Annotated in this window: 19 protein-coding genes; 2 read left to right on the top strand and 17 right to left on the bottom strand. The window is 50.4% G+C overall.

Annotated elements, in window-relative coordinates:
• Positions 1 to 162 precede the first annotated feature (162 nt).
• From murB to T472_RS13700, 17 genes are all read right to left on the bottom strand, one after another.
• The gene (gene murB / locus T472_RS13780) at positions 163 to 1,092 is read right to left on the bottom strand and encodes a UDP-N-acetylmuramate dehydrogenase (protein ID WP_023384416.1); all 930 of its coding nucleotides are present in this window, start codon (positions 1,090 to 1,092) and stop codon (positions 163 to 165) included.
• A gap of 112 nt (positions 1,093 to 1,204) precedes the next feature.
• The gene (locus T472_RS13775) at positions 1,205 to 2,119 is read right to left on the bottom strand and encodes a hypothetical protein (RefSeq protein ID WP_023384419.1); all 915 of its coding nucleotides are present in this window, start codon (positions 2,117 to 2,119) and stop codon (positions 1,205 to 1,207) included.
• Between the two features lie 63 nt (positions 2,120 to 2,182).
• Positions 2,183 to 4,102, bottom strand: coding sequence for an excinuclease ABC subunit UvrC (uvrC, locus tag T472_RS13770; protein WP_023384421.1), 1,920 nt, complete (start codon positions 4,100 to 4,102; stop codon positions 2,183 to 2,185).
• A 16-nt stretch (positions 4,103 to 4,118) separates the two neighbouring features.
• Positions 4,119 to 5,597 carry a peptidoglycan D,D-transpeptidase FtsI family protein gene (locus T472_RS13765; protein ID WP_023384424.1) on the bottom strand — a complete coding sequence of 493 codons (1,479 nt, stop codon included), beginning with the start codon at positions 5,595 to 5,597 and terminating at the stop codon, positions 4,119 to 4,121.
• A gap of 1 nt (position 5,598) precedes the next feature.
• Positions 5,599 to 6,744, bottom strand: coding sequence for an FtsW/RodA/SpoVE family cell cycle protein (locus T472_RS13760; protein ID WP_162491237.1), 1,146 nt, complete (start codon positions 6,742 to 6,744; stop codon positions 5,599 to 5,601).
• A gap of 59 nt (positions 6,745 to 6,803) precedes the next feature.
• Entirely contained in the window at positions 6,804 to 7,232 is a 429-nt protein-coding gene (locus tag T472_RS13755; RefSeq protein WP_023384430.1) for an FHA domain-containing protein, read from the bottom strand.
• Positions 7,233 to 7,428: 196 nt separating this feature from the next.
• Entirely contained in the window at positions 7,429 to 10,254 is a 2,826-nt protein-coding gene (gene uvrA / locus T472_RS13750) for an excinuclease ABC subunit UvrA (RefSeq protein WP_023863651.1), read from the bottom strand.
• 16 nt (positions 10,255 to 10,270) lie between these two features.
• Positions 10,271 to 12,265, bottom strand: coding sequence for an excinuclease ABC subunit UvrB (uvrB, locus tag T472_RS13745; protein ID WP_040907682.1), 1,995 nt, complete (start codon positions 12,263 to 12,265; stop codon positions 10,271 to 10,273).
• 156 nt (positions 12,266 to 12,421) lie between these two features.
• Entirely contained in the window at positions 12,422 to 13,660 is a 1,239-nt protein-coding gene (locus T472_RS13740; protein WP_023388977.1) for a S41 family peptidase, read from the bottom strand.
• Between the two features lie 18 nt (positions 13,661 to 13,678).
• Entirely contained in the window at positions 13,679 to 14,563 is an 885-nt protein-coding gene (gene ftsX, locus T472_RS13735) for a permease-like cell division protein FtsX (RefSeq protein WP_023388978.1), read from the bottom strand.
• Positions 14,550 to 15,242: a cell division ATP-binding protein FtsE gene (gene ftsE / locus T472_RS13730; RefSeq protein WP_023388979.1), complete on the bottom strand. Its 693-nt coding sequence runs from the start codon at positions 15,240 to 15,242 to the stop codon at positions 14,550 to 14,552. The genes ftsX and ftsE overlap by 14 nt, the downstream gene beginning before the upstream one ends.
• 237 nt (positions 15,243 to 15,479) lie before the next feature.
• Complete coding sequence (locus T472_RS13725) at positions 15,480 to 16,328, bottom strand: YitT family protein (protein WP_023388980.1); 849 nt, start codon at positions 16,326 to 16,328, stop codon at positions 15,480 to 15,482.
• The gene (locus tag T472_RS13720) at positions 16,325 to 17,197 is read right to left on the bottom strand and encodes a YitT family protein (protein ID WP_040907681.1); all 873 of its coding nucleotides are present in this window, start codon (positions 17,195 to 17,197) and stop codon (positions 16,325 to 16,327) included. Before T472_RS13720 ends, T472_RS13725 begins: the two co-directional genes overlap by 4 nt.
• Positions 17,194 to 18,369: an alanine racemase gene (gene alr, locus T472_RS13715; protein ID WP_207643979.1), complete on the bottom strand. Its 1,176-nt coding sequence runs from the start codon at positions 18,367 to 18,369 to the stop codon at positions 17,194 to 17,196. The genes T472_RS13720 and alr overlap by 4 nt, the downstream gene beginning before the upstream one ends.
• Positions 18,370 to 18,442: 73 nt before the next feature.
• Complete coding sequence (locus T472_RS13710; RefSeq protein ID WP_207643978.1) at positions 18,443 to 19,933, bottom strand: NAD(P)H-hydrate dehydratase; 1,491 nt, start codon at positions 19,931 to 19,933, stop codon at positions 18,443 to 18,445.
• 22 nt (positions 19,934 to 19,955) lie between these two features.
• Positions 19,956 to 20,318 (bottom strand): holo-ACP synthase, encoded by a 363-nt coding sequence (gene acpS, locus T472_RS13705; protein WP_023388984.1) that lies wholly within the window; start codon positions 20,316 to 20,318, stop codon positions 19,956 to 19,958.
• Positions 20,319 to 20,327: 9 nt separating this feature from the next.
• Positions 20,328 to 20,939 carry a GNAT family N-acetyltransferase gene (locus tag T472_RS13700; RefSeq protein ID WP_052011824.1) on the bottom strand — a complete coding sequence of 204 codons (612 nt, stop codon included), beginning with the start codon at positions 20,937 to 20,939 and terminating at the stop codon, positions 20,328 to 20,330.
• A gap of 195 nt (positions 20,940 to 21,134) precedes the next feature.
• Here T472_RS13700 and T472_RS20405 point away from each other — a divergent pair, with 195 nt between their 5' ends.
• Positions 21,135 to 22,370, top strand: a complete 1,236-nt coding sequence (locus tag T472_RS20405; RefSeq protein WP_242864814.1) for an FprA family A-type flavoprotein — start codon at positions 21,135 to 21,137, stop codon at positions 22,368 to 22,370.
• 21 nt (positions 22,371 to 22,391) lie between these two features.
• Positions 22,392 to 23,801 (top strand): FAD-dependent oxidoreductase, encoded by a 1,410-nt coding sequence (locus T472_RS20400; RefSeq protein ID WP_052011823.1) that lies wholly within the window; start codon positions 22,392 to 22,394, stop codon positions 23,799 to 23,801.
• Positions 23,802 to 23,846 lie beyond the last annotated feature (45 nt).

Raw genomic sequence — 23,846 nt, 5'->3', positions numbered from 1 at the left:
AATTTTACGGCTCTAACAATCGGTCTTTGAGTAATACTGGCTAGGTGCTCAACAAAAAAACAAAAAAGATACCTGTAGAAAATTCAGTCGCTACTGGAAATCATACATGAATTCGAGTTTTAAATATGCAAAAACCGCCATGAAAATCATGGCGGCTGCATTCTACGAAATATCCCTCAGCTCTTCTCCGACTATTAGTATCTCGGTGTTGAGCTCAACTCCGAACTTGGAGTCGACTGTCTTCTTTATGTGGTTGATAAGGTCTATGACGTCCTTTGCTGACGCATGGTCCCTGTTGATCACAAAACCTGAGTGCTTCTCGGAAACCTGGGCTCCACCTATCTGATATCCCTTTAGACCGGCATCCTGGATAAGCTTGCCAGCGTAGTAGCCTGGCGGCCTCTTGAAGGTACTGCCTGCTGAAGGGTATTCAAGCGGTTGCCTCTCGTTCCTTCTCTCTGTAAGGTCGTCTATTTTGGCCTTTATGGCTCCACTGTCGCCAGGTGTGAGCTTGAGAACCGCTTCAAGTACAACGTAGCCGTTAGACTTCACTGCTGAAGTCCTGTACCCCATCTCCAGGTCACCGTTCTTCAGAGTCACTACCTCAAGGTCCCTTGTAAGCACCCTTGCGCTTTCAAGGACAAACGACATTTCCCCGTCGTATGCTCCCGCATTCATGAACACGGCACCACCAAGGGTTCCAGGTATTCCACATGCGAATTCAAAGCCTGCGAGTGATGCATCCAGCGCAGCATCAGAAATGTCCTTGAGGAGAGCTCCGCATTCTGCAGTTATCCTATCGCCGTCGCAGGAAATCCTCCTGATAGCCTCAGTCTTCAGCACGCATCCTCTGATTCCACCATCCTTTACAAGAAGGTTGGATCCGTTGCCTATGAGAAAAAGAGGTACCTCCTCTTCCTTCATAAGCTTTATCACACTTACAAGCTTCTCGATGGTATTCGGGATGGCTATGATGTCGGCAGTCCCGCCTATCTCGAAATAGGTGTGGTTCCTCATGGGCTCATCGACCAATATTTCATTCTTATCTAGGATTTCTTCCAGCTTTTTCAAAGCCAAAGGATAATTGTTCATTTTTCAGCTCCTGATTAAAATACTACAACTTAGAATTATACACAAACAATGGCAAATAATAAACAAATATTTCTGAAACCTGTGGATAATTAAAATTTTAGCCCAGAACCGGTCAGTCTGCAATAGTCAGACCCTCAAACAGGTCGTATGTATAATACGTTGCGCCCCTGACCTTATAGTCCTCATCCACTGCCATCCAGCCTGTTTCTCCGCTCTTGGTGACGACTGAACACCATTCCCTGTCGTCCGTGTCCTTAAGGAGGACCTCAGCACCCTTTTTGACTGTTATACCCATCTCAGCCCCTCCACGCTCCCTGTAGAGGGTCAGGTCTCCAAGCATCACGACATCTGTGTTCATTCCGTATAGGTCTTTCCCTACTTTTTCAAAGGAAAGGTCACCTTTCAGAAGATACTCCTCCTCATGGAACCAGGTCTGGATGAAATATGACTTCACAAGAGTCCTTATCTTACCTGATCCGTCTATCTTAAGCTCACCCTCGCCCCATTCGGTCATTCCGTAGAAGCCCTGGATATCGCCCATGAACTTCAGATCTTTCCCGTCATAATGGTAGAATGCGGTATTCAGGTCGCTGCTGGGGCCATATGAGCTGACGGCAATCTCCATATACTCATCCGATTCATCTATGTCGACGATCGAGAAATCAGGTTCGAAATCCTCATAGAACGCCTCAATGGAGGAATTTCCAACCCTTACAGTGAAGCTTGTGTTCACCGGAGGGCTTCCTGTCATTACCGGATCAAGGACTATCTTTTCGTCAAAGCCATCTCCATCGATATCCGCCATCTTGAAAAGGCTTCCTTCCTTAACAGGAGTATCGCCATCAGGATCTCTTGTCCCTTCAGTCTGCCTTGTCTCAGAAGGCTTTGATTCCGAAGGTCCTGATGCTTCTGTCTGTGTTGGCTTTGCAGTCTCTGTCGGGTTCACTTCAGGTACCCTTTTACAGGCAGAAAAAACAAGGACACCTGCCATAACTGCAGAAATCAATTTGATTCGTTTGATATTCATCCTGTTCGCCTCCATCCTAAACTTATCATAGCACTTGAGATTGACTGATAATTGACAAAATAATTAAGGAATGACCGTCATCTGCATCTCATCTGTTTCTTTCCCAGTCTCTTCCCTGCCGTTCCTACCGTGGAAGTAAATATGGATGCTCTCTGCTGCTGACCTGTCTATCGAAGGTGTTTTCATAAGTTCCTCAATGGATGCCCTCCTTATGTTCTCAATGGAACCGAAGGCCATCATAAGGTTCTTACGCCTCTTCTCCCCAATCTTTGGTATGTCGTCGAGGATAGAATGGAGAGTCCTCTTGTCCCTTAAAGTCCTGTGATAGGTTATCGCGAACCTGTGCACCTCATCCTGTATCCTTGTAAGCATCATGAGAGATTCACGCATGCTCAGCATGGAATATTCGCAGTCGTTGTAGATCACTCCTCTGGTCCTGTGCCTGTGGTCCTTGACCAGGCCTATTACAGGAAGCTCGATGTCAAGGGACTTAAGCACATCAAGTGCTATGTTAACCTGACCCTTTCCGCCGTCCATTATTATAAGGTCAGGAAAAACAGAGAACTTACCGCCTGCATACTCGAGCTTCTGCTCCTGTATCTCCTTTACCTCATCCAGGCCCCTCCTGAACCGCCTCTCAAGTATCTCCCTCATGGAATCATAGTCGTTGGCACCCTTTACTGTCTTTATCCTGAATCTCCTGTAGTCGCTGCTCTTTGGTTTTCCACCCTCGAAAACCACCATGGTCCCTACGGAATCGACCCCCTGTATGTTGGAGATGTCAAAGGCTTCTATCCTCATGGGAACATCATCAAGTTCAAGAAGAGACGACAGCTGCATCAGCGCAAGGCTGTTCTCCTCCTTCTCCCTCATCAGCTTGTCTCTGAACTGCTCGAAGCTTATCTTCGCATTGTTTGCTGAAAGGTTCAGCATCTTCAGCTTTTCTCCCCTGGAAGGGACGATCAGGCTTACCTTGCTTCCACGCCTCAGGTTCAGCCACTGTGACACGATCTCATCGCCAGGCTCAGCCTTCAGGTATATCTTCTTTGGAACGAAGGCGGTGCCGCCGTAATAGCTTTTTATGAAGCCTGAGAGGACCTCCTTATCCTCAACATGCACTGCATCCTCTATCATGTGGTGCTCACGACCTGTAAGCTTTCCATCCCTTACGCTGAATACCTGAACTGAAACATCGTCACCCTCCCTGTAGATGCCGATATAGTCCTCGTCCTCGTCGCTCTTCGAGAATACTTTCTGCTTCTCTATGGTCTTCTCGATCGAATAGATCTTATCGCGTATGAATGCGGCACGCTCGAATTCCAAGGCTTCGGCCGCCTTCTCCATCTCTTCCTTCAGGGACCTCTTGATCTTCACATCCCTGCCTTCAAGGAGATTCATGATATCCTCGACCATGAGTGAATACTCCTCCTTCGAAATATATCCCGCGCAGGGCGCCTTGCAGAGGCCGAGATGGTAGTTCAGGCAGGGCTTGGTCCTTTCACCCTCCACTGTAATGACCCTCTTGCAGGTCCTTATGGGATATATCTTCTTAATGGCTTCAAGTGTCTCGTGGACCGCCCCGGCATCGGTATAGGGCCCATAGTATTTGTTGCCGTCCTTTGCGTACGTCCTCGTAATGTAGACCCTTGGAAAATCCTCGTTTATCGTGATCTTTATGAAGGGATAGTGCTTGTCATCCTTCAGCCTGACGTTGTACCTCGGGCTATGCTTCTTAATGAGGTTCATCTCCAGTATAAGGGCTTCCATCTCGTTGTCCGTAACGATGAACTCGAATTCCTTTATCTTCGAGACCATTATCCTGGTCTTGTCATTCTGGTTTTTTGAGTTCACGAAATAAGACCTGACCCTTTTCTTAAGGTTCTTGGCCTTCCCTACGTATATTATCTCACCTAGATAGTTCTTCATGAGATATACTCCCGGATTGTCCGGGAGTATGCTCAGCTGGTATTCAAGGTCAAACAATCAAGATTCCTCCAGTTCATTTCCCAAGGTAAGTGCTTATGACATCCTCTGCGACGGCCGCCGCTGCACCTGCTCCTGAGCCGCCGCCCCTGACGATAACCGCAACAGCTATCTTGGGATTCTCATATGGAGCGAAGCCTATGAACCATGAGTGGACTCCAGTCACAAGCTCCTCGTAGACCAGCTCAGAATACTGCGCGGAGCCTGTCTTTCCGGCTGCAGAAAGCTTCTCAAGGTTCTTCAGGTTGGCAGCGGACGACTGGTCTACGACTTCCTTCATGAATGCGGCGATGGTGTCAGAATCCTCTTTGGAGATCGGTGCCTTCAGTGTCTTCGATTCGAAGGCAGCCCTGATGTTTCCGTCATGCGAGGTTATTGCAGATACGAGCCTCGGCTGCATCATCACTCCGTCATTTGCTATCGCTGAAGTTATCATCGCCATCAGGAGAGGCGATGCAAGCACCTCACCCTGACCGATCCCTGTCTGAGCTATCTCTCCACCCTGGCTCTTCGAGAGCTCAGGGAACCTCGATGCCTCGAGGTTGATGTCGTGGAAGGAGAACCTCTCGTTGAATCCGAAGGATTCAGCGGTCTTCCTCAGTGCAGCATTGCCTATCTCCATGGCAACAGTTCCGAAAACCACGTTCGACGACACCACCAGAGCCTCTTCAAGTCCTATTGTCCCATAGGCCCTGTTGCCCAGGTTAGGAAGCACAGTACCATCCGCGAATTCTATCTTCCCATTGTCCTCGAAGGTCCTGCCAAGTGCATTGCCCAAGTTTTCCAGGGCTGATGCCAGCGTTACAACCTTGAAGGAAGAACCAGGCGGATAAAGGCCCACATTGGCAAAATTTACCATCACCCCATCAGTATCGTTCCTGTAGGACTCATAGTCAGTATCGATCTTTGACGGATTGTACGTAGGTGTGGACACCATAGCCAGGATCTCCCCTGTTGACGGGTCCATGGCCACCACTACCCCATACTGCGATCCCAGGCTCTTATATGCCGCACGCTGAAGCTTGCTGTCCAGGGTAGTCACCACATTGTCCCCGTACTTCTCCGCTCCGACGTAAGAATCAGGATCCTTCAGCATCCCCAGGAAATCTTTGGCTGAAAGAGTAATGTCGAAACTGTAGTTCGTAAGATGCTCCTGCATCCTCTTCTCGAGCTCCGCGACACCATACTGTGCACTGGCGTAGCCGAGAGGATGGCTGAAGGCTGTTCCACCTGAATAGACCCTCTTCTGGGACCCGTCATCCTGCCTTTCACTGAAGGACAGGACATTGCCGTCCCTGTCATATATGTTGCCCCTGAGGACCTTGTTTGTCTTCGCAAGATATCTCACATTCCCCTGTTTCGCCTCTATATCCTCAGCCATGAATACCTGGAAGTATATCATGTATGACATCACTCCCAGGTACAGTGAAAGAAGGGTATATGAGAGAAACCTGATGTTCCTGTTGAGGACCCTTATCCTCGTATCGTCTCCCATTTCAAACCTCCTCGGATATCTTCTGGACGATGCCCAGACAGAAGAATACCGTAAGCATGGAAGTTCCTCCATAGCTTACGAGCGGAAGGGTTATTCCAGTCAGCGGAATCATATTGTACACGCCTCCGATGATCACAATGACCTGCATGGCTATCATCACAGAAAAACCTACAGCAAGAAGCGTAGTGAATGGTGATGTCGCAGAAAGGGCAGCCCTGATGCTCCTGAAGAACAGGATGAAATAAAGTACCATTATCCCAAGTGCGAACACTACACCCAGCTCCTCAACTATTACCGCGAATATGTAGTCAGATTTGTTCACTGGAATGTAACCTGGGAATCCCTGGTATAGTCCAGAGCCGAACAGACCTCCAGATGATATGGCGTAAAGCCCCTGCACTATCTGGTAACTCTCGTTGGAAGCATATGGCCATGGGTCCCTCCAGATCATTACCCTTTTTTGAATATGCGAAAAGATCGCCCAGCTCGCCACAGCACCAAGAGCACCTGCTCCAAGGGCTCCAAGCAGATACTTGAGCCTTGAGGTTGCCACATAAAGCATTGATATCGAGATGAAGGAGAATATCATCGCTGATCCCAGGTCCTTCTGGAATATCATGAAACCAAGGGATATGACCACTACTGCACCCGGCTCGACAAGAGACTTCAGGTCCGTGTAATTCTTCAGGCTTGAGGCAAGATAGAATACAAAAAATATCTTTCCGAATTCAGAGGGCTGGAAGGATACGAAGCCCAGGTCAACCCAGTTTTTCGCACCATAAATCTCCTTCCCAATGAATGTGGCCATGCCCATGAATACAAGTGTGAGGACCAAATAAACATATTTCAGGCTCGCGAACCGCTTAAGGTCCGGAAGTATGATTACAAGCGCCATATAAGCGCTGATACCTATTATGAACCACAGAACCTGCTTGATCGCGGTTGCCGGGTCAAGCCTGTAGATAACCGCTATGCCAATGACAGGAAGTATGGATGCGATTGATACTATGAACTTGTCACCATGCGAAAAGAACCTGTTGACAACTATGTGGGCATACCCAATCAGCACACACATTACACCACCCATGATGAGTGCACCTACGTCAAATGGGTCTCCCAGTATGGCTATGTTACCGAACAGCGCCATCGTCAGGGCAAATGCAGGAAGCAGCAGCTTAACTTTTGTATTCAAACCGTTACCTCCCTTCAAAGGCTTGTCTTAAGTGAGAGGCCGCCGATGCTTATGACATCGCCGTCCTTGAGATAAGTCTTCATCTTAAGCTTCTCCCCGTTGAGCAGCGTACCGTTTGTGGAGCCCATGTCCTCCACCACGTATCTGCCATCGTTCCTGAAGAATCTCATGTGGTGACTGGAAACATAAGGGTCACTGAGCACAACGGTATTGTCATTCTTCCTGCCGAAGGTGACTTCGCCCCTCAAGGGTATCTCAGCACCTTTCCTAAGGCTCCTGTTCTCGCCGGGATCGACTACTATGAGGGATGAGTATTCATCTTCCCCGGAGGTCTTCTTCTTCATGTCTTTTCCCATCAGAATGAGGGCCTTGAAGATTATATAATAGATTATTGCGATGAAGATCAGTGTGAATATCCTGCTTAGCAGGGCTTCGAAGTCCATGAGGCACCCCCTTGATATGTGTTTTCTATATTGAATGATATTTCAAAATGATTAAAGTGCTTTTAAGATTGAGGATGAATTCCTTAATATTCAATTAACATGATTATACCAGTTTCCTGACAGGACCTGCACGTGTTTGTCAGCCTTCAGCATGTCGAGATGCCCGGACTTCCTTGGAAGTGCCGGGCATCCTTTGTCAAAGTCCCAGGTAAGGTTTGAGGTATTTGCCTGTGTATGATCCGTCGAAGGCTGCAATCTGCTCCGGAGTACCCTGGAACACCACTGTTCCACCCTTGTCTCCACCTTCAGGTCCCAGGTCGATTATGTGGTCAGCGCACTTTATCACATCAAGGTTGTGCTCGATGACGATGACGGTATTTCCCACATCCACAAGCCTCTGCAGTATCTCGTTCAGCCTCTTGACATCATCTGTGTGGAGACCGGTAGTCGGTTCATCCAGTATATAGAGCGTCCTTCCGGTGCTCCTCCTGGATAGCTCATACGCAAGCTTTATCCTCTGGGCTTCACCTCCGGAGAGCTGAGTAGAAGGCTGCCCCAGCTTCACATAGCCCATTCCCACATCCATGAGTGTCTGGACCTTGCTGTGGATCCTCGGCAGGTTCTCGAAGAACCTGTATGCTTCCTCAACGGTCATGTCAAGTATGTCAGCGATGCTCTTCCCCTTGTACTTGACCTCGAGGGTTTCCCTGTTGTACCTCTTGCTCTTGCAGATCTCGCAGGGAACGTACACGTCTGAAAGGAACTGCATCTCGATCTTGATTATCCCGTCACCGGAGCAGGCTTCGCACCTTCCGCCCTTGACGTTGAAGGAGAACCTGCCTGGCTTGTAGCCCCTTGCCTTCGATTCGGAGGTCTGTGAGAAAAGATCCCTTATAAGGTCGAACATACCGGTATAGGTCGCAGGATTGGACCTCGGGGTCCTTCCTATTGGGCTCTGGTCTATGTCGATGATCTTGTCAATGTTCTCATAGCCCTCTATAGCCCTGTGCTTTCCGGGTATTGCCCTGGCCCTTGTGACCAGCTTGTACAGGGCCTTGAACAGGACCTCGTTGACAAGGGTCGACTTTCCGGAGCCTGATACCCCTGTTACAGCAATGAACTTTCCGAGAGGGAAGTCAACATCGATGTCCTTGAGGTTGTTTTCGGTCGCACCTATCACTGAGATGAAGGAACCGTCTCCCTTCCTTCGTTCGCCGGGTACGTCAATCTTCAGTTCACCGGTGAGATATTTGGCTGTGATGCTCCTTTTCGACTTCATGACCTGGTTCAGCGTGCCCTTTGCAACCACCTCGCCGCCATGCTCTCCGGCTCCGGGCCCTATGTCTACGATATAGTCTGCGTTTCTTATCGTATCCTCATCATGCTCAACTACAACAAGCGAATTCCCTATGTCCCTCAGCTTCTTCAGGGTTTCAATGAGCTTGTCGTTGTCCCTCTGGTGAAGCCCGATACTCGGCTCGTCAAGTATGTACAGGACCCCCGTAAGGCTTGCTCCTATCTGCGTCGCCAGCCTGATCCTCTGCGACTCTCCTCCAGAAAGGGTTCCGGAATTCCTCGCAAGGTCAAGGTAATCAAGGCCGACATTGACAAGGAAGCTCAGCCTTGACCTTATTTCACGTAGGATCTGATCCCCGATCACTACTTCCTTTTCACTAAGCTTCAGGGAATCAAGGAACTTAAGCTCTTCTACGATGCTTAGCCTCGTGAATTCGTATATGTTCTTTCCGCCGACAGTTACTGCCAGCACTTCCTTCTTCAGTCTTGCCCCATGGCACGTAGGGCATGGGTTGCTCGACATGAACTGTTCCACTTCACCCTTCATGTAGTCGGAGGAGGTCTCCATGTAACGTCTCTTGAGGTTGTTTACCTCCCCCTCGTATATGTGGGAATATTCGCCCTTTGCATAGTTCTTGTTATACTGTACCTTCAGCTTTTCACCTCTGGAGCCATACAGGAGGATGTCAACTATCTCATCCGGAAGCTCCATTATCGGAGTATCAAGGCTGAACCTGTACTTCTTCGTCAGTGCCTGGAGTATCCCGTATGTCCAGGAGTCCTCCTTGAGCCTTGCATCTCCCCAGGAGGCTATTGCTCCCTGCATTATGCTCTTGGTCCTGTCAGGGATGACGAGGTCAGGGTCTATCTCAAGAAGGGTTCCGAGTCCGTCACAATGCCCGCACTTGCCGAAAGGTGCGTTGAAGGAGAACATCCTCGGTTCAAGCTCCTCGATGCCTATGTTATGTTCAGGGCATGCGAATTTTTCCGAAAATACCATCTCCTCGCCCCCGATGACCTCAACTATCACTGTCCCTTCAGCAAGCTTCAACGCCTGCTCCAGGGATTCAGAGAGCCTTGACCTTATGTCCTCCCTTATGACAAGCCTGTCAACTATGGCGGATATGTCATGCTTGTAGGTCTTCTTCAGGTCAACTTCCTCTTCGGACAGGTCTATCGTCGTTCCGTCGATCTTTGCTCTCACGAAGCCCGCCTTCTTGATGGTCTCTATTACCTTCTCATGCTCTCCCTTCCTGCCGCGTACAAGTGGTGCAAGGACCTGTATCCTTGTCTTCTCAGGAAGCTCCATGACCTTGTCAACCATCTGGTCAATGGACTGGGATGCAATCTCGCGTCCGCATTCAGGGCAATGCGGCACTCCAATCCTGGCATATAGAAGCCTCAGGTAGTCGTATACCTCTGTAACAGTTCCCACTGTAGACCTGGGATTCTTGGATGTGGTCTTCTGGTCGATTGATATCGCCGGAGACAGTCCGTCGATGGACTCCACGTCCGGCTTGTTCATCTGGCCAAGGAACTGTCTCGCGTATGCTGAAAGCGACTCCACGTATCGCCTCTGCCCTTCTGCATACAATGTGTCGAAAGCCAGGGATGACTTTCCTGACCCTGACAGACCGGTGAAGACTACCAGCTTGTCCCTTGGTATCTCCAGTGAGATGTTCTTGAGGTTATTCACTTTTGCGCCTTTTATGGTAATGTTCTTCATAATCAATCTCCTGTGGTCAGTTCTTATTCCTTATAAGCTCCTTCTTGAGCTTGCCGATCTCATCCCTTATGTAGGCAGCCTTCTCGAAGTCAAGCTCCTTGGAAGCCTTGTACATCTCCAGCTCCATCTTCCTTATTGTCTTCTCCAGGTTTTCCTTGTTGAACTTCACGGCATCCTCAAGCGACTTGAATTCCTCTATCTCGTCAGCTACCCTTGTTATTTCGATGACCTCCCTGATGTCCTTCACTACAGTCGTAGGGACTATGCCGTTCTTCTCGTTGAACTCCATCTGGATCTTCCGTCTTCTGTAGGTCTCGCCGATTGCCCTGTCCATTGACCCTGTCCTCATATCGGCGTACATTATGACCCTTGATTCCGAATTCCTAGCTGCCCTTCCTATGGTCTGTATCAGGCTTGTCTCTGACCTGAGGAACCCTTCCTTGTCAGCATCGAGGATCGCTACGAGTGCAACCTCCGGGAGGTCAAGACCTTCCCTCAGGAGGTTTATCCCGACCAGGACATCTGTCTCACCGAGCCTCAGGTCCCTTATAATCCTCATCCTCTCCATGGTCTCAACGTCGGAGTGCATGTAGGTTATCTTTACCCCAAGGTTCTTGAAGTATTTTGTAAGGTCCTCTGCCATCCTTTTAGTGAGCGTAGTCACGAGCACCCTGAAGCCGTTCTTCACTGTCTCGCGGATCTCAGCATAGAGGTCGTCTATCTGACCCTTGGTGGGCCTTATGATTATCTCAGGGTCAATGAGGCCCGTAGGCCTTATTATCTGTTCAGCAACTACTGCGGAGTGGTCTTTCTCATACTGCGACGGTGTCGCCGAGACGAAAACAACCTGACCGATCCTCTCCTCGAATTCCTCGAAGCGCAGAGGCCTGTTGTCGTATGCAGATGGAAGCCTGAATCCGTAGTCCACGAGAGACCTCTTCCTCGACCTGTCTCCGGCGTACATCGCCCTAAGCTGCGGAAGCGTCACATGGCTCTCATCTATGAACAGCAGGAAATCTTTTGGGAAGTAATCTATGAGGGTCTTGGGAGGAGTTCCGGGGTCCCTTCCGTCAAGTATCCTTGAATAGTTCTCTATTCCTGAGCAATATCCCATCTCCCTGATCATCTCAAGGTCGAAGTTGGTCCTCTGCCTGAGCCTCTGGGCTTCAAGAAGCTTGTCCTCGCGGGTGAGCTCCTCAAGCCTTTCCTCAAGTTCAGCCTCTATTCTGGCTATTGCCTTCTCGACCTTGGCGTAGGAGGTTGCGAAATGGGAGGCAGGGAATATTATCGTATGGGAAAGGTCAGCCATGATCTCTCCTGTGAGCACATCGAATTCCCTTATCCTCTCTACCTCGTCCCCGAAGAACTCCACCCTTATGCCCTTCGCTGTCTCAGATGCAGGTACCACATCTAGTATGTCACCTCTCACCCGGAAGGTACCCCTGGAAAAGTCGATGTCGTTACGTTCATACTGTATCTCGATGAGCTTCCTCACGACCTCATCCCTGTCCCGGTTCATTCCAGGCCTAAGCGATATCGACAGGTCCTTGTACTCATCAGGATTTCCAAGTCCGTATATGCAGGACACAGACGCCACTATTATGACATCCCTTCTCTCGAAGAGCGCTGAAGTGGCTGAGTGCCTCAGCTTATCTATCTCGTCGTTGATCGATGAATCCTTCTCGATGAAGGTATCCGTCTGCGGTACATATGCCTCCGGCTGATAATAGTCGTAGTAGGAGACGAAATACTCCACAGCGCTGTCAGGGAAGAATTCCCGGAACTCCGAGCAGAGCTGTGCTGCAAGTGTCTTGTTGTGAGCAAGCACAAGAGCCGGTCTCTGTGTCCTCTCGATGACGTTAGCCATGGTAAAGGTCTTTCCAGAACCGGTCACTCCAAGGAGGGTCTGTGCCCTGTTGCCGCTGTTTATGGATTCCACAAGGGCATTTATGGCGTCAGGCTGGTCACCTGTCGGTTTGTACTTCGATTTTATCCTGAAGGTCCCTTCCATCGTCTCAAGTCTCCTTTCCTTTATCCTCACCCTTTATTATACTCCTATCCGGAGGTTCGTGTAAACATATGTTCACCTATTGACACAGGCTGCATTCATTTGGCAGAAAATGGCAAACCAGGGGATGGCTAAGCCATCCCCTGATAAATTTCCTATTCAGTTGCCAAGCTTTCCCTTCAGGATCTCCAGCGCCTTCTGGAGCTGAGTATCCTTCAGTCTGTCGTACTCGCCTTCAGAGAAGCCTTCAGGAAGGTCCACCACCAGATCAGGCATTATTCCCGTGCCATGTATGTTGGTACCCTTTGGAGAGTAGTATGATGACACAGTGACCTTTAGGCCTTCAGCCTCGCCCACGTTGTATACCATCTGGACTATTCCCTTTCCGAAGCTGTTGTGCCCCACAAAGGTTGCCGCACCGTAATCCTTAAGGGCTCCGGCAACAACTTCAGATGCTGATGCAGATCCCTCGTCGATCAGCACCACAAGTGGTACTCCCATGTAGTCGCCGCCATAGGACTTGTAGGTCTTCTTCTGGCCGAACTTGTCCAGTGTGTAGACCACGTCAGCATCCTTCCTTATGAAGTTAGATGCAATCTTTATCGACTCGTCAAGGTATCCTCCGGGATTTCCCCTGAGGTCCACAATGAATCCCTTCGCGCCCTGAGCCTTCAGGCTGTCAAGCGCGCCCTTGAACTCTGAGGATGTGTTTTCAGAGAACTGAAGGAGCGTAACCAGCCCCACTCCGCTTTCAAGCATCTCAGCCTCAACGTTGACAAGCTTTATGTGGTCCCTGACCACGGAAAGGTCCATCTGGATCCCGTCCCTCTCGATCGTAAAGTTCACGGCCTGTCCTGCCTCGCCCCTGATTATTGAGACCGCCTGGTCCATCTGGGACCCCTTGTATTCTACGCCCTCTACCTTGACTATGACATCTCCCGACCTGATTCCAGCTTTATAAGCCGGTGTTCCGTCGAAGGTGGTTATGACTACTATCTTGTCGTCCTTTGCGCCAACCATGATCCCTATTCCCACATAGTTGCCCGTACCTTCCTCGTTGAACGCTGAGTACTCCTCGGCATTGAAGAAGACAGTATATGGGTCACCGAGGGAATTTACCATTCCCTTGATAGCGCCTTCTATAAGCACAGAATCATCTATGTCCTTGTAGTAGGTCTGGTAAAGCGTTTCCCTTACTTCGAAAAGCTTCTCGAAATCCTCAATATCCGTGATTCCGGGAAACTGAGCCTCGAGCCCTGATGGCTCCACTGCCTTCAGAGGCCCCATAAGAGTCCCCGCCAGGAATGATATTCCTGCTATGACAATGGCCGCGAAAAACAGGGCAAGCGCCTTTGCCCCTATTCTGCCAGGACCTCTCTCATCTTGATCATAGTACATGACAGCCACCCCTTTGTTTTATACGTCCAGGAACCTTCTCAGGGAAATATAGCTTCCCGCGGCTCCAATTCCCATCCCTGCAAGGATGAACTGCCAGCTCATGTTGCTTAGGACATAGCCCGGAGCAGTAAGGCCTGCATAGAAAAATGCCTTGGTTATCTGGGTGTATGCTCCCTTATATGCGAAATAAAGTACTGCTACCGCAAAAATCGCACCTACAGTTCCCATTATGATACCTTCGATTATGAATGGCCACCTTATGAACCAGTCGGTTGCTCCGACGAACTTCATTATCCCGATCTCACGCCTTCTGCTGAAGACAGTGAGCTTTATCGTATTCCCTATGAGGAACAGCGACACTATTATCAGTATGCCGAATATGACGACACCGACTGTCCTGATGGTCCTTGCAACAGCAATGATCATCTCAACGGTATCCCTCTCGTTTCCAACCTGCTGCACGCCCGGAAGGTCCTTTACAGCATCCTCTACAGGCCTTGCCGCTTCAGGTGTGTTCAGGCTGACCACGAAGGAATTCGGCAGAGGATTGTTCGCCTCTGAATAACCAGCGAGGATCGCATTGTTCTCTCCCAGGGATTCCTTGAACTTGGTGAATGCCTCTTCCTTTGTCTCGTACTTGATTTCCTTTATTCCGGCTATTGACTCTATAGCAGCCTGTACGGCCTGCTTCTCTTCTTCTGTGGCCTCGTCAAGCAGATATGCTTTGATCTCCACCTTTGATTCCACTGTCGCTACGCTTGAGTTTATTGTCATTGCAACGAGTATGAATACACCGAATATGAACAGAGTCGCAGCCACAGTTGCCATGCTGGCCAGCGATATCGTCCTGTTCCTTTTAAGGCTCTTAAGCGCATCTCCAAGGAACATCTTAATTTTCGTCATGAATGTTGTACCTTCCTTTTTGCTCGTCTCTGGTAATCCTGCCCTTCTCGAGCGAAATTACCCTCTTCTTGCTGATGTCGACTATCTCACGCGCATGGGTTGCCATGAGGACCGTTGTACCGGCCTTGTTGATATCCATGAGCAGCGACATTATCTCCTTCGCTGTATCAGGGTCAAGGTTTCCGGTCGGCTCGTCAGCTATGAGTATGGAAGGATTGTTAGCTATCGCCCTTGCCAGGGATACCCTCTGCTGCTCTCCGCCTGAAAGCTCTGTCGGGAAGTTCCTTGCCTTGTCTGAAAGGCCGACAAGGGCAAGCACCATGGGGACCCTTCTCCTGATCTCCTTAGGGGTGGCATCGGTGACCCTCATCGCAAAGGCCACGTTTTCGAATACATTGAGCGTATTTATAAGCCTGAAGTCCTGGAACACCATGCCTATCTTCCTTCTGTAGTATGGGATGTCCTTCTTCGTTATTGCCGCCAGGTCCTTGTTTCCAACCTTCACGGTTCCGGTAGTAGGCTCGACCTCTTTCAGCAGCATCTTGATGAAGGTTGACTTTCCTGCACCTGAAGCTCCGACAAGGAATACAAATTCCCCGGATTCTATCTTTACGCTGATGTCGTCCAAAGCAGTGACCTTGTTGTCGTACTTCTTCGTAACGTTTCTGAATTCTATCATCTCTGCAACTCCTATGAATAAATCTTAAGTGGCATGCGGCATCCGGCTTCAGCAGCCTCTACCAGGTCAAATGAGCCCTGATGAAGGGACCGGTGCAGCGGTAATGGTCTCGCCTAAATTGTAACGGTACAAGTTTAATCTTCTGTGCTTTAATTTACCTTAAGAGGGAATACCCTGAACCTCCACGATTTATTAGTATGGCACAAGCTTATGAAGATAATATAAAGAAAATGAATGTCATCTCAGGTCCTTGAACCCCTCTCCGAGAACTTCATGTACGTCATTTACCGAAATGAATGCGCGGGGGTCTATCTCCCTGATATATTCCCTGAGCCTGATGTACTCCCTCCAGTTAAGGACCACATAAAGGACCGAGGTTCCTTCGCCTGTGTATCCTCCATAGCCTGTAAGCACGGTGCATGACCTGTCGAGGTCCTTTATTATGAACCTTATTATTTCCTCCTCGTTCCTGCTTATGACCATCAGTTCCTTGGAGGTGTTGAGTCCGTCGATGAGCCTGTCTATGAGAGTCCCGTTTACTACTATGCAGAGCATGGCGTACAGACCGATCCTGATACCGAAGGTCATTATTCCGCCAAGTCCGACGATGAAATCTACGATTAGGAGCGACTTGCCTATGTCCAGGTGGAAGTACCTGTTGAGTATCTTGGCAAGTATGTCCGTCCCTCCTGTCGAGGCTCCGCTGTTGAAGACCATGGCCATGCCGATTGCAACGATTATGGTGCCTACAGCAGCGTTTATGAACAGGTCATCAGTAAGCGCCTGAGGCTTAAGCACCGCCTCCATGGCCCACATGATGAGGGACAGCCCGTAGGATGCATATATGGTCTTCGCCCCGAAGCCTCCTCCGATCGTAAGGAATGCCGTTGCGAAGAGTATCAGGTTAAGCACGAGGATTATGGCACCTACGGGAAGTGCGGGTATGAAGCTGTTGAGGATGATTGCTATACCCGTTACGCCTCCTGCCGCTATCCTTGCCGGTATGTAGAAATACTCAAGGCTGAAAGCGACAAGCAGAATACCTATTGTTATCAGAATGAAGTCCCTAAGCTTGAAATCCTTCACGCATTTACCTCCCCGCTGTTCCCCTTTACCTTAGGCGATGAAAAGCCCTTGCCGAGCACCTCAGCAGCAGTTCCGACAGTGACGAAGGCATCAGGGACCTGGTCCCTCAGGAATTGCTTCAGTACCACGAACTCCCTGGTTGAAAGTACACAGTAGATCATGTAGCTCTTCTCACCTGTATATGCGCCTTCACCGGTGAATATCGTGGCACCCCTGTCGAGCCTGCCCACTATGAATCCCCTGACCTTCTCCCTGTCCCTGGTTATTACGAATACCTGCTTCTGGGAGTTGAAGCCTTCTACTATCCTGTTGATGACGACTCCGTTGAGTATGGCACCGAGTATTCCGTAAAGCCCTCTCTCAAGCCCGAAGTTGAGTGCGATCATCACCACTACCGCAAGGTCGATGAGGACCAGGGCGCTTCCGGGCGTCATGCCTGTGAACTTTGAGATTATCTTCGCGATGATGTCAGTGCCTCCTGTTGAGGCATCCTGGTTGAAGACTATGCCTATGCCTGCTCCAAGGAGAAGTATCCCCATGGCGGTGGACAGCATCAGGTCGCCTGTCGGCTGGCCTATTGAAAGAAAGGTCTCGATGACCCACATCGCAGCTGATACCAGTGCGCTTGCGTACAGTGTCTTGACTCCGAAACCCCCGCCAAGCACAAGGAAACCCAGCCCGAAGAAGATACCGTTAAGCCCCATGACCAGTACGCTTACAGGGATACCCGGGACCACAAGGTTCAGCACAAGTGCCATTCCTGATACGCCTCCCGGGGCGATGCCGTTGGGTATGAAGAAGACCTGGACTGAAAATGCGACAAGTATCGACCCTATGGTTATCAGGAGATATTCCTTCGTCCTCTTCACAGCGCTCCCTTTGGCAGGCATTCAAGATGTTCCGTCCTGAATGCTTCCCTTCCACCTTTCATATACACTCTCGGCACTCTCTTTGCAACGGCACAGATTATCTCGTATGGGATGGTGCCTGCTTTATCGGCTATCTCATCAGCCCAGACAGAATCCTCTCCCTGTGATCCCATTATGACCGCCTCATCACCTTCCCTGACACCGTCACAGCCGGTGGCATCCACCATGATGTGGTCCATGCAGACCCTTCCAAGGACCCTGCACCTTTTTCCGCCAATCAGGACCTCCCCCTTGTTCGAAAGGTTCCTGAAGTAACCGTCAGCATAGCCTATCGGTAAGGTGGCGACCTTTGTCTCCTTCTCTGCCGTGAAAGTGCTTCCGTAGCCTATGGACGTACCCGAAGGAACAGTCTTCAGCATGACGACAACAGACTTCAGGCTCATCACAGGCCTTACATCTATTACTGTCCTGTCCACCTCGTCAGACGGATAATAGCCGTACTGCATTATCCCGGGTCTCACGCAGTTGAACCTTGCCTCAGGTATGTCGATAACACCGGCGCTGTTGGACATGGCCGTGTATCTGAAGGAGACTCCCTTGTCTGCCATGGACTTCATGAAGGACCTGAACCTGTCAAGCTGCATGTGCGCGTAAGACTTGTCACCTGAGTCAGATGATGCGAAGTGCGACTGCAGGCTGTACATCTCGACATTTCCAAGGCTCGCTATCCTCGCGACCTCCTCTGCGCTTTCATCGCTGACAGGAAATCCGAGCCTTCCCATCCCGGTATCCGAGATTATGTTGAGTTTAGCCTTAAGCCCCAGCCTTCCAGCAATCCTGTCAAGCTCCTCAGCGTATCCATAGCTGTAGCAGGCGAGGGCAAAGCCCTCCCTTATTGAGGCTTCAGCAAAATCAAGGGGTGTGAAGCTCAGTATCGTGATAGGCGCGGTGATTCCGCACGCCCTCAGCTGCATTGCTTCGGTAACCACTGCAACAGCTATCTCGTCTGCTCCGGCCTCTAGCATGTGCCTGGCTATCTCAGGGGCTCCGTGGCCGTATCCGTCAGCCTTTATGACGGTCACTATCCATACATCCCCGACAAGCTTCCTTATCCGCCTCATGTTCTCCATCAGTATGTCAAGGTCTATCTCAGCCCATAACGGCCTTATCATGTCATGCATATAATCACCATTTCCTCTGTGCAAATCCTTAAGTTCCACGTTACATATTAACACAAATCATCGATTATTTCCTCGAATCCTGAAGCCTCTTCATGCTTCCCGGGATCGCATCGATTATCTCAGATGCCTTCACTACATATCTTTCCCCTGCCAGCTCATCTCCTATGTATCCATGTAGATAGGTGCCAAGCACTGCTGCCTCAAGAGGCTCAAGCCCCTGTCCGCAGAGGGACCCTATCATCCCAGCCAGAGCGTCGCCCATTCCTCCCTGTGCCATCGCTGACGACCCGGTGGGATTCACGTAGACTACGCTGCCGTCGGTCACCACCGTATTGAACCCCTTGAGGACCACGATGCACTTGTGCTCCAGTGCGAAGCTCCTTGCGGTGTCGATCCTCGATTTCTGTATTTCCTCCGCGCTGAGGCCGCAAAGCCTTGACATTTCACCCACATGGGGAGTGAGTATGACATTGAAGTCCAGGTGAGTCAGTATCTCCGTCCTGTCCTTGAGCACATTCAGCCCGTCAGCATCTATAAGGAGCGTTTTGGAGCGGCCGCCGTTCTCCTGCATGGACTTTATTACAAGAAGAAGCATGTCGAAGGTAACGTCAAAGTTGCCGAGTCCCGGACCGAACACCACGACATCCGCCCTTGACACCCCGTCCTCAAGCTTATCAGGATGGAGACTCATGGCTTCCTTCAGCCTGAGGACGAGGCTTTGGAACACCTCTTCCCTTGAACACAGGGTTACGAGTCCCGAGCCTGTTGATATTGCAGCTTCTGTGCAGATGAGCGCTGCCCCGGTGAATCCTTGCGAGCCTGCAACCACCAGAACCTTACCATAGTTGCCCTTGAAGCCTGTCTTGTCCCTTATAGGAATCAGGGAGCATGCCAGGGAGTGGTCTGTAAGGTACTCCCCTTTCTCAGCCTTTGCCTCAACAGGTCCGGGGATACCTATCTTTTCCACGGCAATCTTTCCAAGATGAGGCATTGCCTCATAATTAAGGAATCCCCTCTTCATGCACTGGAAAGTGACTGTAATGTCCGCATCGACCACCTGACCCATGGATTCACCCGTATCCGCATTCATTCCGGACGGGACATCCACCGAAAGAACAAACCTCGAATTTATGTTGATCTCCTGGATGACCTGCCTTAGGAAGTCCCTAACTGGCCTCGCAACCCCTGTACCAAGCAGCGAATCTACTACGACATCCGCATCCTTCAGGGCTTCCCTGAAGGACCACATGGTCTCGCCAGATAGCGGAGTCATGGGGACACCGAGCCTCTTCAGTATCCTGAAGTTCGTCCTGGTCTCAGCCTTGTAGTCGCTGCCTTCACTTATGTAGAAGACATCGACCTCCTTGTCCATGCAGTAAAGGTGCCTGGCTATGGCGAAGCCGTCTCCTCCGTTGTTTCCCCTTCCGCAGACTACCACGAAATAGCCTTTTGTCAGGTCCAGGTTCCTTACGCATGCAATGGCGGCGTTCTCCATTAGAACCGAAGCCGGTATTCCAATCTCCTCCACCGCTATCCTGTCAATCTCCCTCATCATTTCGACCCCAGCGATCCTCAATTCAATCACCTTCTATAATTACTACTGACATTGCGTCCTTCCTGTTGTGAGATATGGTCACGCTTATCCTTACAGGTCTTCCGAATACCCGGTCCAGTACCTGCTTCAGCCTTTCCCCGTTGATGTATGGCTTCCCGGAGATGTCCCTAAGCACCTCTATCTCCTTAAGCTGGACTCCCTGCTTTCCTGTGCCAAGTGCCTTCAGGAAAGCCTCCTTTGCGGCAAACCTTCCTGCAAGGGAGCTGTCTGTCCTTGCAAGCTCAATCTCAGAATCAGTGAATATCCTGGCAAGCTTCCTATCTGACGTGAAGACGCCTGCCACCCTTTCAATCTCCACTATGTCGCACCCTAATCCAAGTACCATGGGAACACCTCACAATCCTATCCCGGCTCTCTCTGCAAGAACCGCCCTTAGCTCCTCGAAGTCATCTCTTGTCATCCTGTATGCCAAAAGGTCGACCTCACTGCCATCAAGCCTATCGAGTGTCTTCCTCACCGTCCCCACGTATCTGAAACCGGTCTTGACGACTACCGACCTTGACCTTCCATTGAAGCTGTAATGTCCGCACCACACCTCGTCTGCCAGGCCATCCCCGAATGCATGGATGATTAGTCTTGCGCACGCCTCAGGTACAAGACCTTTTCCCCACATGTCCCTGGTCAGGACATAGCCTATCTCCTTAGCCCTGACAGCTGATTGCATGCCTTCAGGTGCCCTGTCATGGAGGCCGATGCTTCCTACGACCTTTCCTGTTTCCCGGAGGACCATGGCATATATCTCATCTTCGCTCGCCCTGAACATTTCGATTACCCTGCGGCTTTCCTCCAAATCCCTGTGGGGCGCCCATCCGGCATTGGGTCCTATTTCAGGGCCCCTTGCATAATCGAACAAGGCCTCCGCATCGTTAAACGTCCATTCCCTGAGCATGAGGTTCTTAGTATACATGGCCTTCATGGCTTTCCCCCTGATGTCCTTTCCTTCCATTATAACCCATGAAGACTCGCTTTGTGCAACGCGGATACTCCAAACGTGCCTTGTTTGTAAAAGTTCTGAAAACAACTGCCTGTTTCAGGTAGGCCTGCATAAAAAGTTCACTTTGTTGATGTATAATGGTTGTGTGAAATTTGATGAAGAAAGCCTTAATGGCTATAAGAAAGGGATGAAACAATGCTTAGATCCTTGGAAGTAAAAAAGGGAATCCACTGGGTAGGTGCCCTGGACCCAGGTCTCAGAATATTTGACATAATAATGTATACACCCTACGGCACAAGCTACAACTCCTTCCTTGTTCAGGGAACGGAAAAGACTGCCGTATTCGAGACAGTCAAGCTCCAGTTTCTCGATGAATACCTTGAAAGGCTCAGGGAGCTTGGAACCGACCCTGCAAAGATCGACTACATAATAGTAAGCCACACCGAGCCTGACCATTCAGGGTCAGTCTCGAAGATGCTGGAACTGTCCCCGAACGCGGAGGTCCTTGGTTCACAGGCAGCCATAGGCTTCCTGAAGGAAATGGTGAACAAGCCGTTCAGGCACAGGATAGTCAAGGAGAACGAGACGCTTGAGCTTGGAGGAAAGACCCTGAGGTTCATCATGGCGCCGTTCCTGCACTGGCCGGATTCCATGTACACCTACATAGAGGAGGACAAGTCGCTTGTCACCTGTGATTCCTTCGGACTCCACTACTGCTTCGAGCCAATGTTCGATGACCTCATCACTCCTGAAGAGGAGCAAAAATACCAGGACTCACTGAAGTACTATTTCGATACCATATTCGGGCCATACAAGCAGCATGTGCTCAAGGCCTATGAGAAGATAAAGGGACTTGAAATTGACACGGTCCTTACCGGGCATGGCCCGATACTAAGGAGAGACCCCTGGGCTGTCATTGACCAGTATGTGAAGTGGGCTGCCCCTGCGGACAGGACAGGCAGGAGGAAGAAGGTCACTGTCAGCTATGTATCCGCCTATGGATACACTAAGGAGATCGGGGAGAAGGTAGTTGAAGGTCTTCTTTCAGCAGGCGACTTCGAGGTTGCATCCTTTGACATCATCCACCATGAGATGAACGACATACTTGCTGACATAGGTGATTCAGACGGCCTGCTTTTCGGTTCTCCGACTATAGTCGGCGAGCTGCTGGAGCCTGTAAGGATCCTTATGGCCCACCTCAACCCTACCATACATGGCGGCAAGGTAGCCGGAGCCTTCGGCTCGTTCGGCTGGAGCGGAGAAGCAGTACCAAGGATTGAATCAAGGCTCAAGGAGCTGAGGATGAAGATCCACGGACCGGGGCTCTGCATCAAGTTCAAGGCAAGCGAAAAGGAGCTTGAGGACGCCTACGCATGGGGTAGGGAGTTTGGAGAGAAGCTGCTGGGCAAGATCCCTGTTAACCAGGAGCATGTAAAGGCCTGAAGGCTGATAGGAGAAATTGATATGGAGAAAAAGAGGTTTTTCAGGTGCGCCGTCTGCGGACACGTGGTCGAAGGTTCCATACCTGACAAATGCGAAGTTTGCGGAGCTGATGGCGACGCCTTCGTGGAAGTGGCTGAAATTGAAGCTCCGGCTCCCATAGGAGGGTTTGACAGGTTCCTCATACTAGGTAATGGCTCGGCAGGCTTCAATGCCGCCAAGGAAATCAGGAAGCTGCTTCCTGAAGCATCCATTACCATGGTATCCAAAGAGAACATGAAGTCCTACATAAGGACCAACATAGGTGATTACCTTGATGGCTCGGAGCCATCAGAGAAGTTCTTCCTTGCGAAGGATTCCTGGTATGAAGATAACAGGATCGAGCTGCTCCTTGGAAAGACAGCGACAAAACTGCTTCCTGAGGAGAAGAAGGTGGTCTTTGACGACGGCTCCGAAAGATCATACGACAAGCTCATACTGGCAAACGGAAGCCATAATTTCATACCGCCGGTTCAGGTTGAGTTCGACCACAGCGAGAAGACACCGGGCTTCGTGCTGAATGACTCGAACCTCAAGGATGTGGACGGAATCCATACCCTGAGGGAATTCGCTGACACGAAGGAGCTCGCCGGAGAGATAGCTCCGGGCAAGAAGGCTGTAGTCATCGGTGGTGGTCTGCTTGGACTTGAGGCAGCCTGGGAGCTGAAGCTCCTTGGTGTCGACGTCACAGTGGTCGAGTTCGTCAAGAGGCTTCTTCCGAGGCAGCTTGACAACGAAGGCGCTGCGATATTCAGCGGGATTGCGAACAGGTCGGGGCTTAACCTCATACTTGGCGATTCAGCCCAGTACATCAAGATAAAGAAGGACCCTGCACTTACCAACAATCTGGGAGCGAAAGTGGCAGGTGTCTCCCTCAAGAGCGGCGGCTTCGTCGAAGCGGATTTCGTCCTCTTCTCGGTTGGTATCAGGTCAAACCTTGAGCTTGCCAAGGAAGCAGGGCTCGCTGTGGAGAGGGGAGTCATAGTCAACAGGAAGATGGAGACATCCGTGCCTGACATCTGGGCATGCGGTGATGTCTGCCAGCTTGACGGACTCGTATACGGAACATGGCCTGCAGCCCTTGGAATGGGGAAGACCGCAGGACAGAACGCAGCGGGCTCCGGGGTGGACTTCAAGAAATTCACCAACTCGACGATCTTCAACTCACTTAACGCCAAGGTCTTTTCAGCAGGTTCAGTTGACTTCGACGATCCTCTCCTTGACCAGGTTGGAATGAGAAACGACATTGAGGGAACCTACAGGAAGGTATTCTTCAGGGATGGTAAGCTAGTGGCCGGTATACTCATAGGCGACACTGCCAGACAGATAAAGGTATTGAAGGCTATTGAGAACGGTCTGGACTACGAGAGCGCTAAGGAAGCAGGTCTGGTATAGAGAAATGGAGACTTGGGAAATCCCCAATGGCATTAAGTTAATCTC

The organism is Youngiibacter fragilis 232.1, from assembly GCF_000495435.3.
Classification (GTDB): domain Bacteria; phylum Bacillota; class Clostridia; order Clostridiales; family Clostridiaceae; genus Youngiibacter; species Youngiibacter fragilis.
Note: the sequence above shows the minus strand (reverse complement) of the source record. Positions and strands in the feature narration are given on the sequence as shown.

Bases quoted from the DNA above. Each gene is read 5' to 3' on its own strand.
- T472_RS20400 (WP_052011823.1), top strand. From the start codon at position 22,392: ATGGAGAAAAAGAGGTTTTTCAGGTGCGCCGTCTGCGGACACGTGGTC.
- T472_RS13765 (WP_023384424.1), bottom strand. From the start codon at position 5,597: ATGGGAGACGATACGAGGATAAGGGTCCTCAACAGGAACATCAGGTTT.
- murB (WP_023384416.1), bottom strand. From the start codon at position 1,092: ATGAACAATTATCCTTTGGCTTTGAAAAAGCTGGAAGAAATCCTAGAT.
- ftsE (WP_023388979.1), bottom strand. From the start codon at position 15,242: ATGATAGAATTCAGAAACGTTACGAAGAAGTACGACAACAAGGTCACT.
- acpS (WP_023388984.1), bottom strand. From the start codon at position 20,318: ATGGTACTTGGATTAGGGTGCGACATAGTGGAGATTGAAAGGGTGGCA.
- T472_RS13700 (WP_052011824.1), bottom strand. From the start codon at position 20,939: ATGGAAGGAAAGGACATCAGGGGGAAAGCCATGAAGGCCATGTATACT.
- uvrA (WP_023863651.1), bottom strand. From the start codon at position 10,254: ATGAAGAACATTACCATAAAAGGCGCAAAAGTGAATAACCTCAAGAAC.
- T472_RS13775 (WP_023384419.1), bottom strand. From the start codon at position 2,119: ATGAATATCAAACGAATCAAATTGATTTCTGCAGTTATGGCAGGTGTC.
- uvrB (WP_040907682.1), bottom strand. From the start codon at position 12,265: ATGGAAGGGACCTTCAGGATAAAATCGAAGTACAAACCGACAGGTGAC.
- ftsX (WP_023388978.1), bottom strand. From the start codon at position 14,563: ATGACGAAAATTAAGATGTTCCTTGGAGATGCGCTTAAGAGCCTTAAA.
- alr (WP_207643979.1), bottom strand. From the start codon at position 18,369: ATGATAAGGCCGTTATGGGCTGAGATAGACCTTGACATACTGATGGAG.
- T472_RS13755 (WP_023384430.1), bottom strand. From the start codon at position 7,232: ATGGACTTCGAAGCCCTGCTAAGCAGGATATTCACACTGATCTTCATC.
- T472_RS13740 (WP_023388977.1), bottom strand. From the start codon at position 13,660: ATGTACTATGATCAAGATGAGAGAGGTCCTGGCAGAATAGGGGCAAAG.
- T472_RS13710 (WP_207643978.1), bottom strand. From the start codon at position 19,933: ATGATGAGGGAGATTGACAGGATAGCGGTGGAGGAGATTGGAATACCG.
- T472_RS13760 (WP_162491237.1), bottom strand. From the start codon at position 6,744: ATGGCGCTGTTCGGTAACATAGCCATACTGGGAGACCCATTTGACGTA.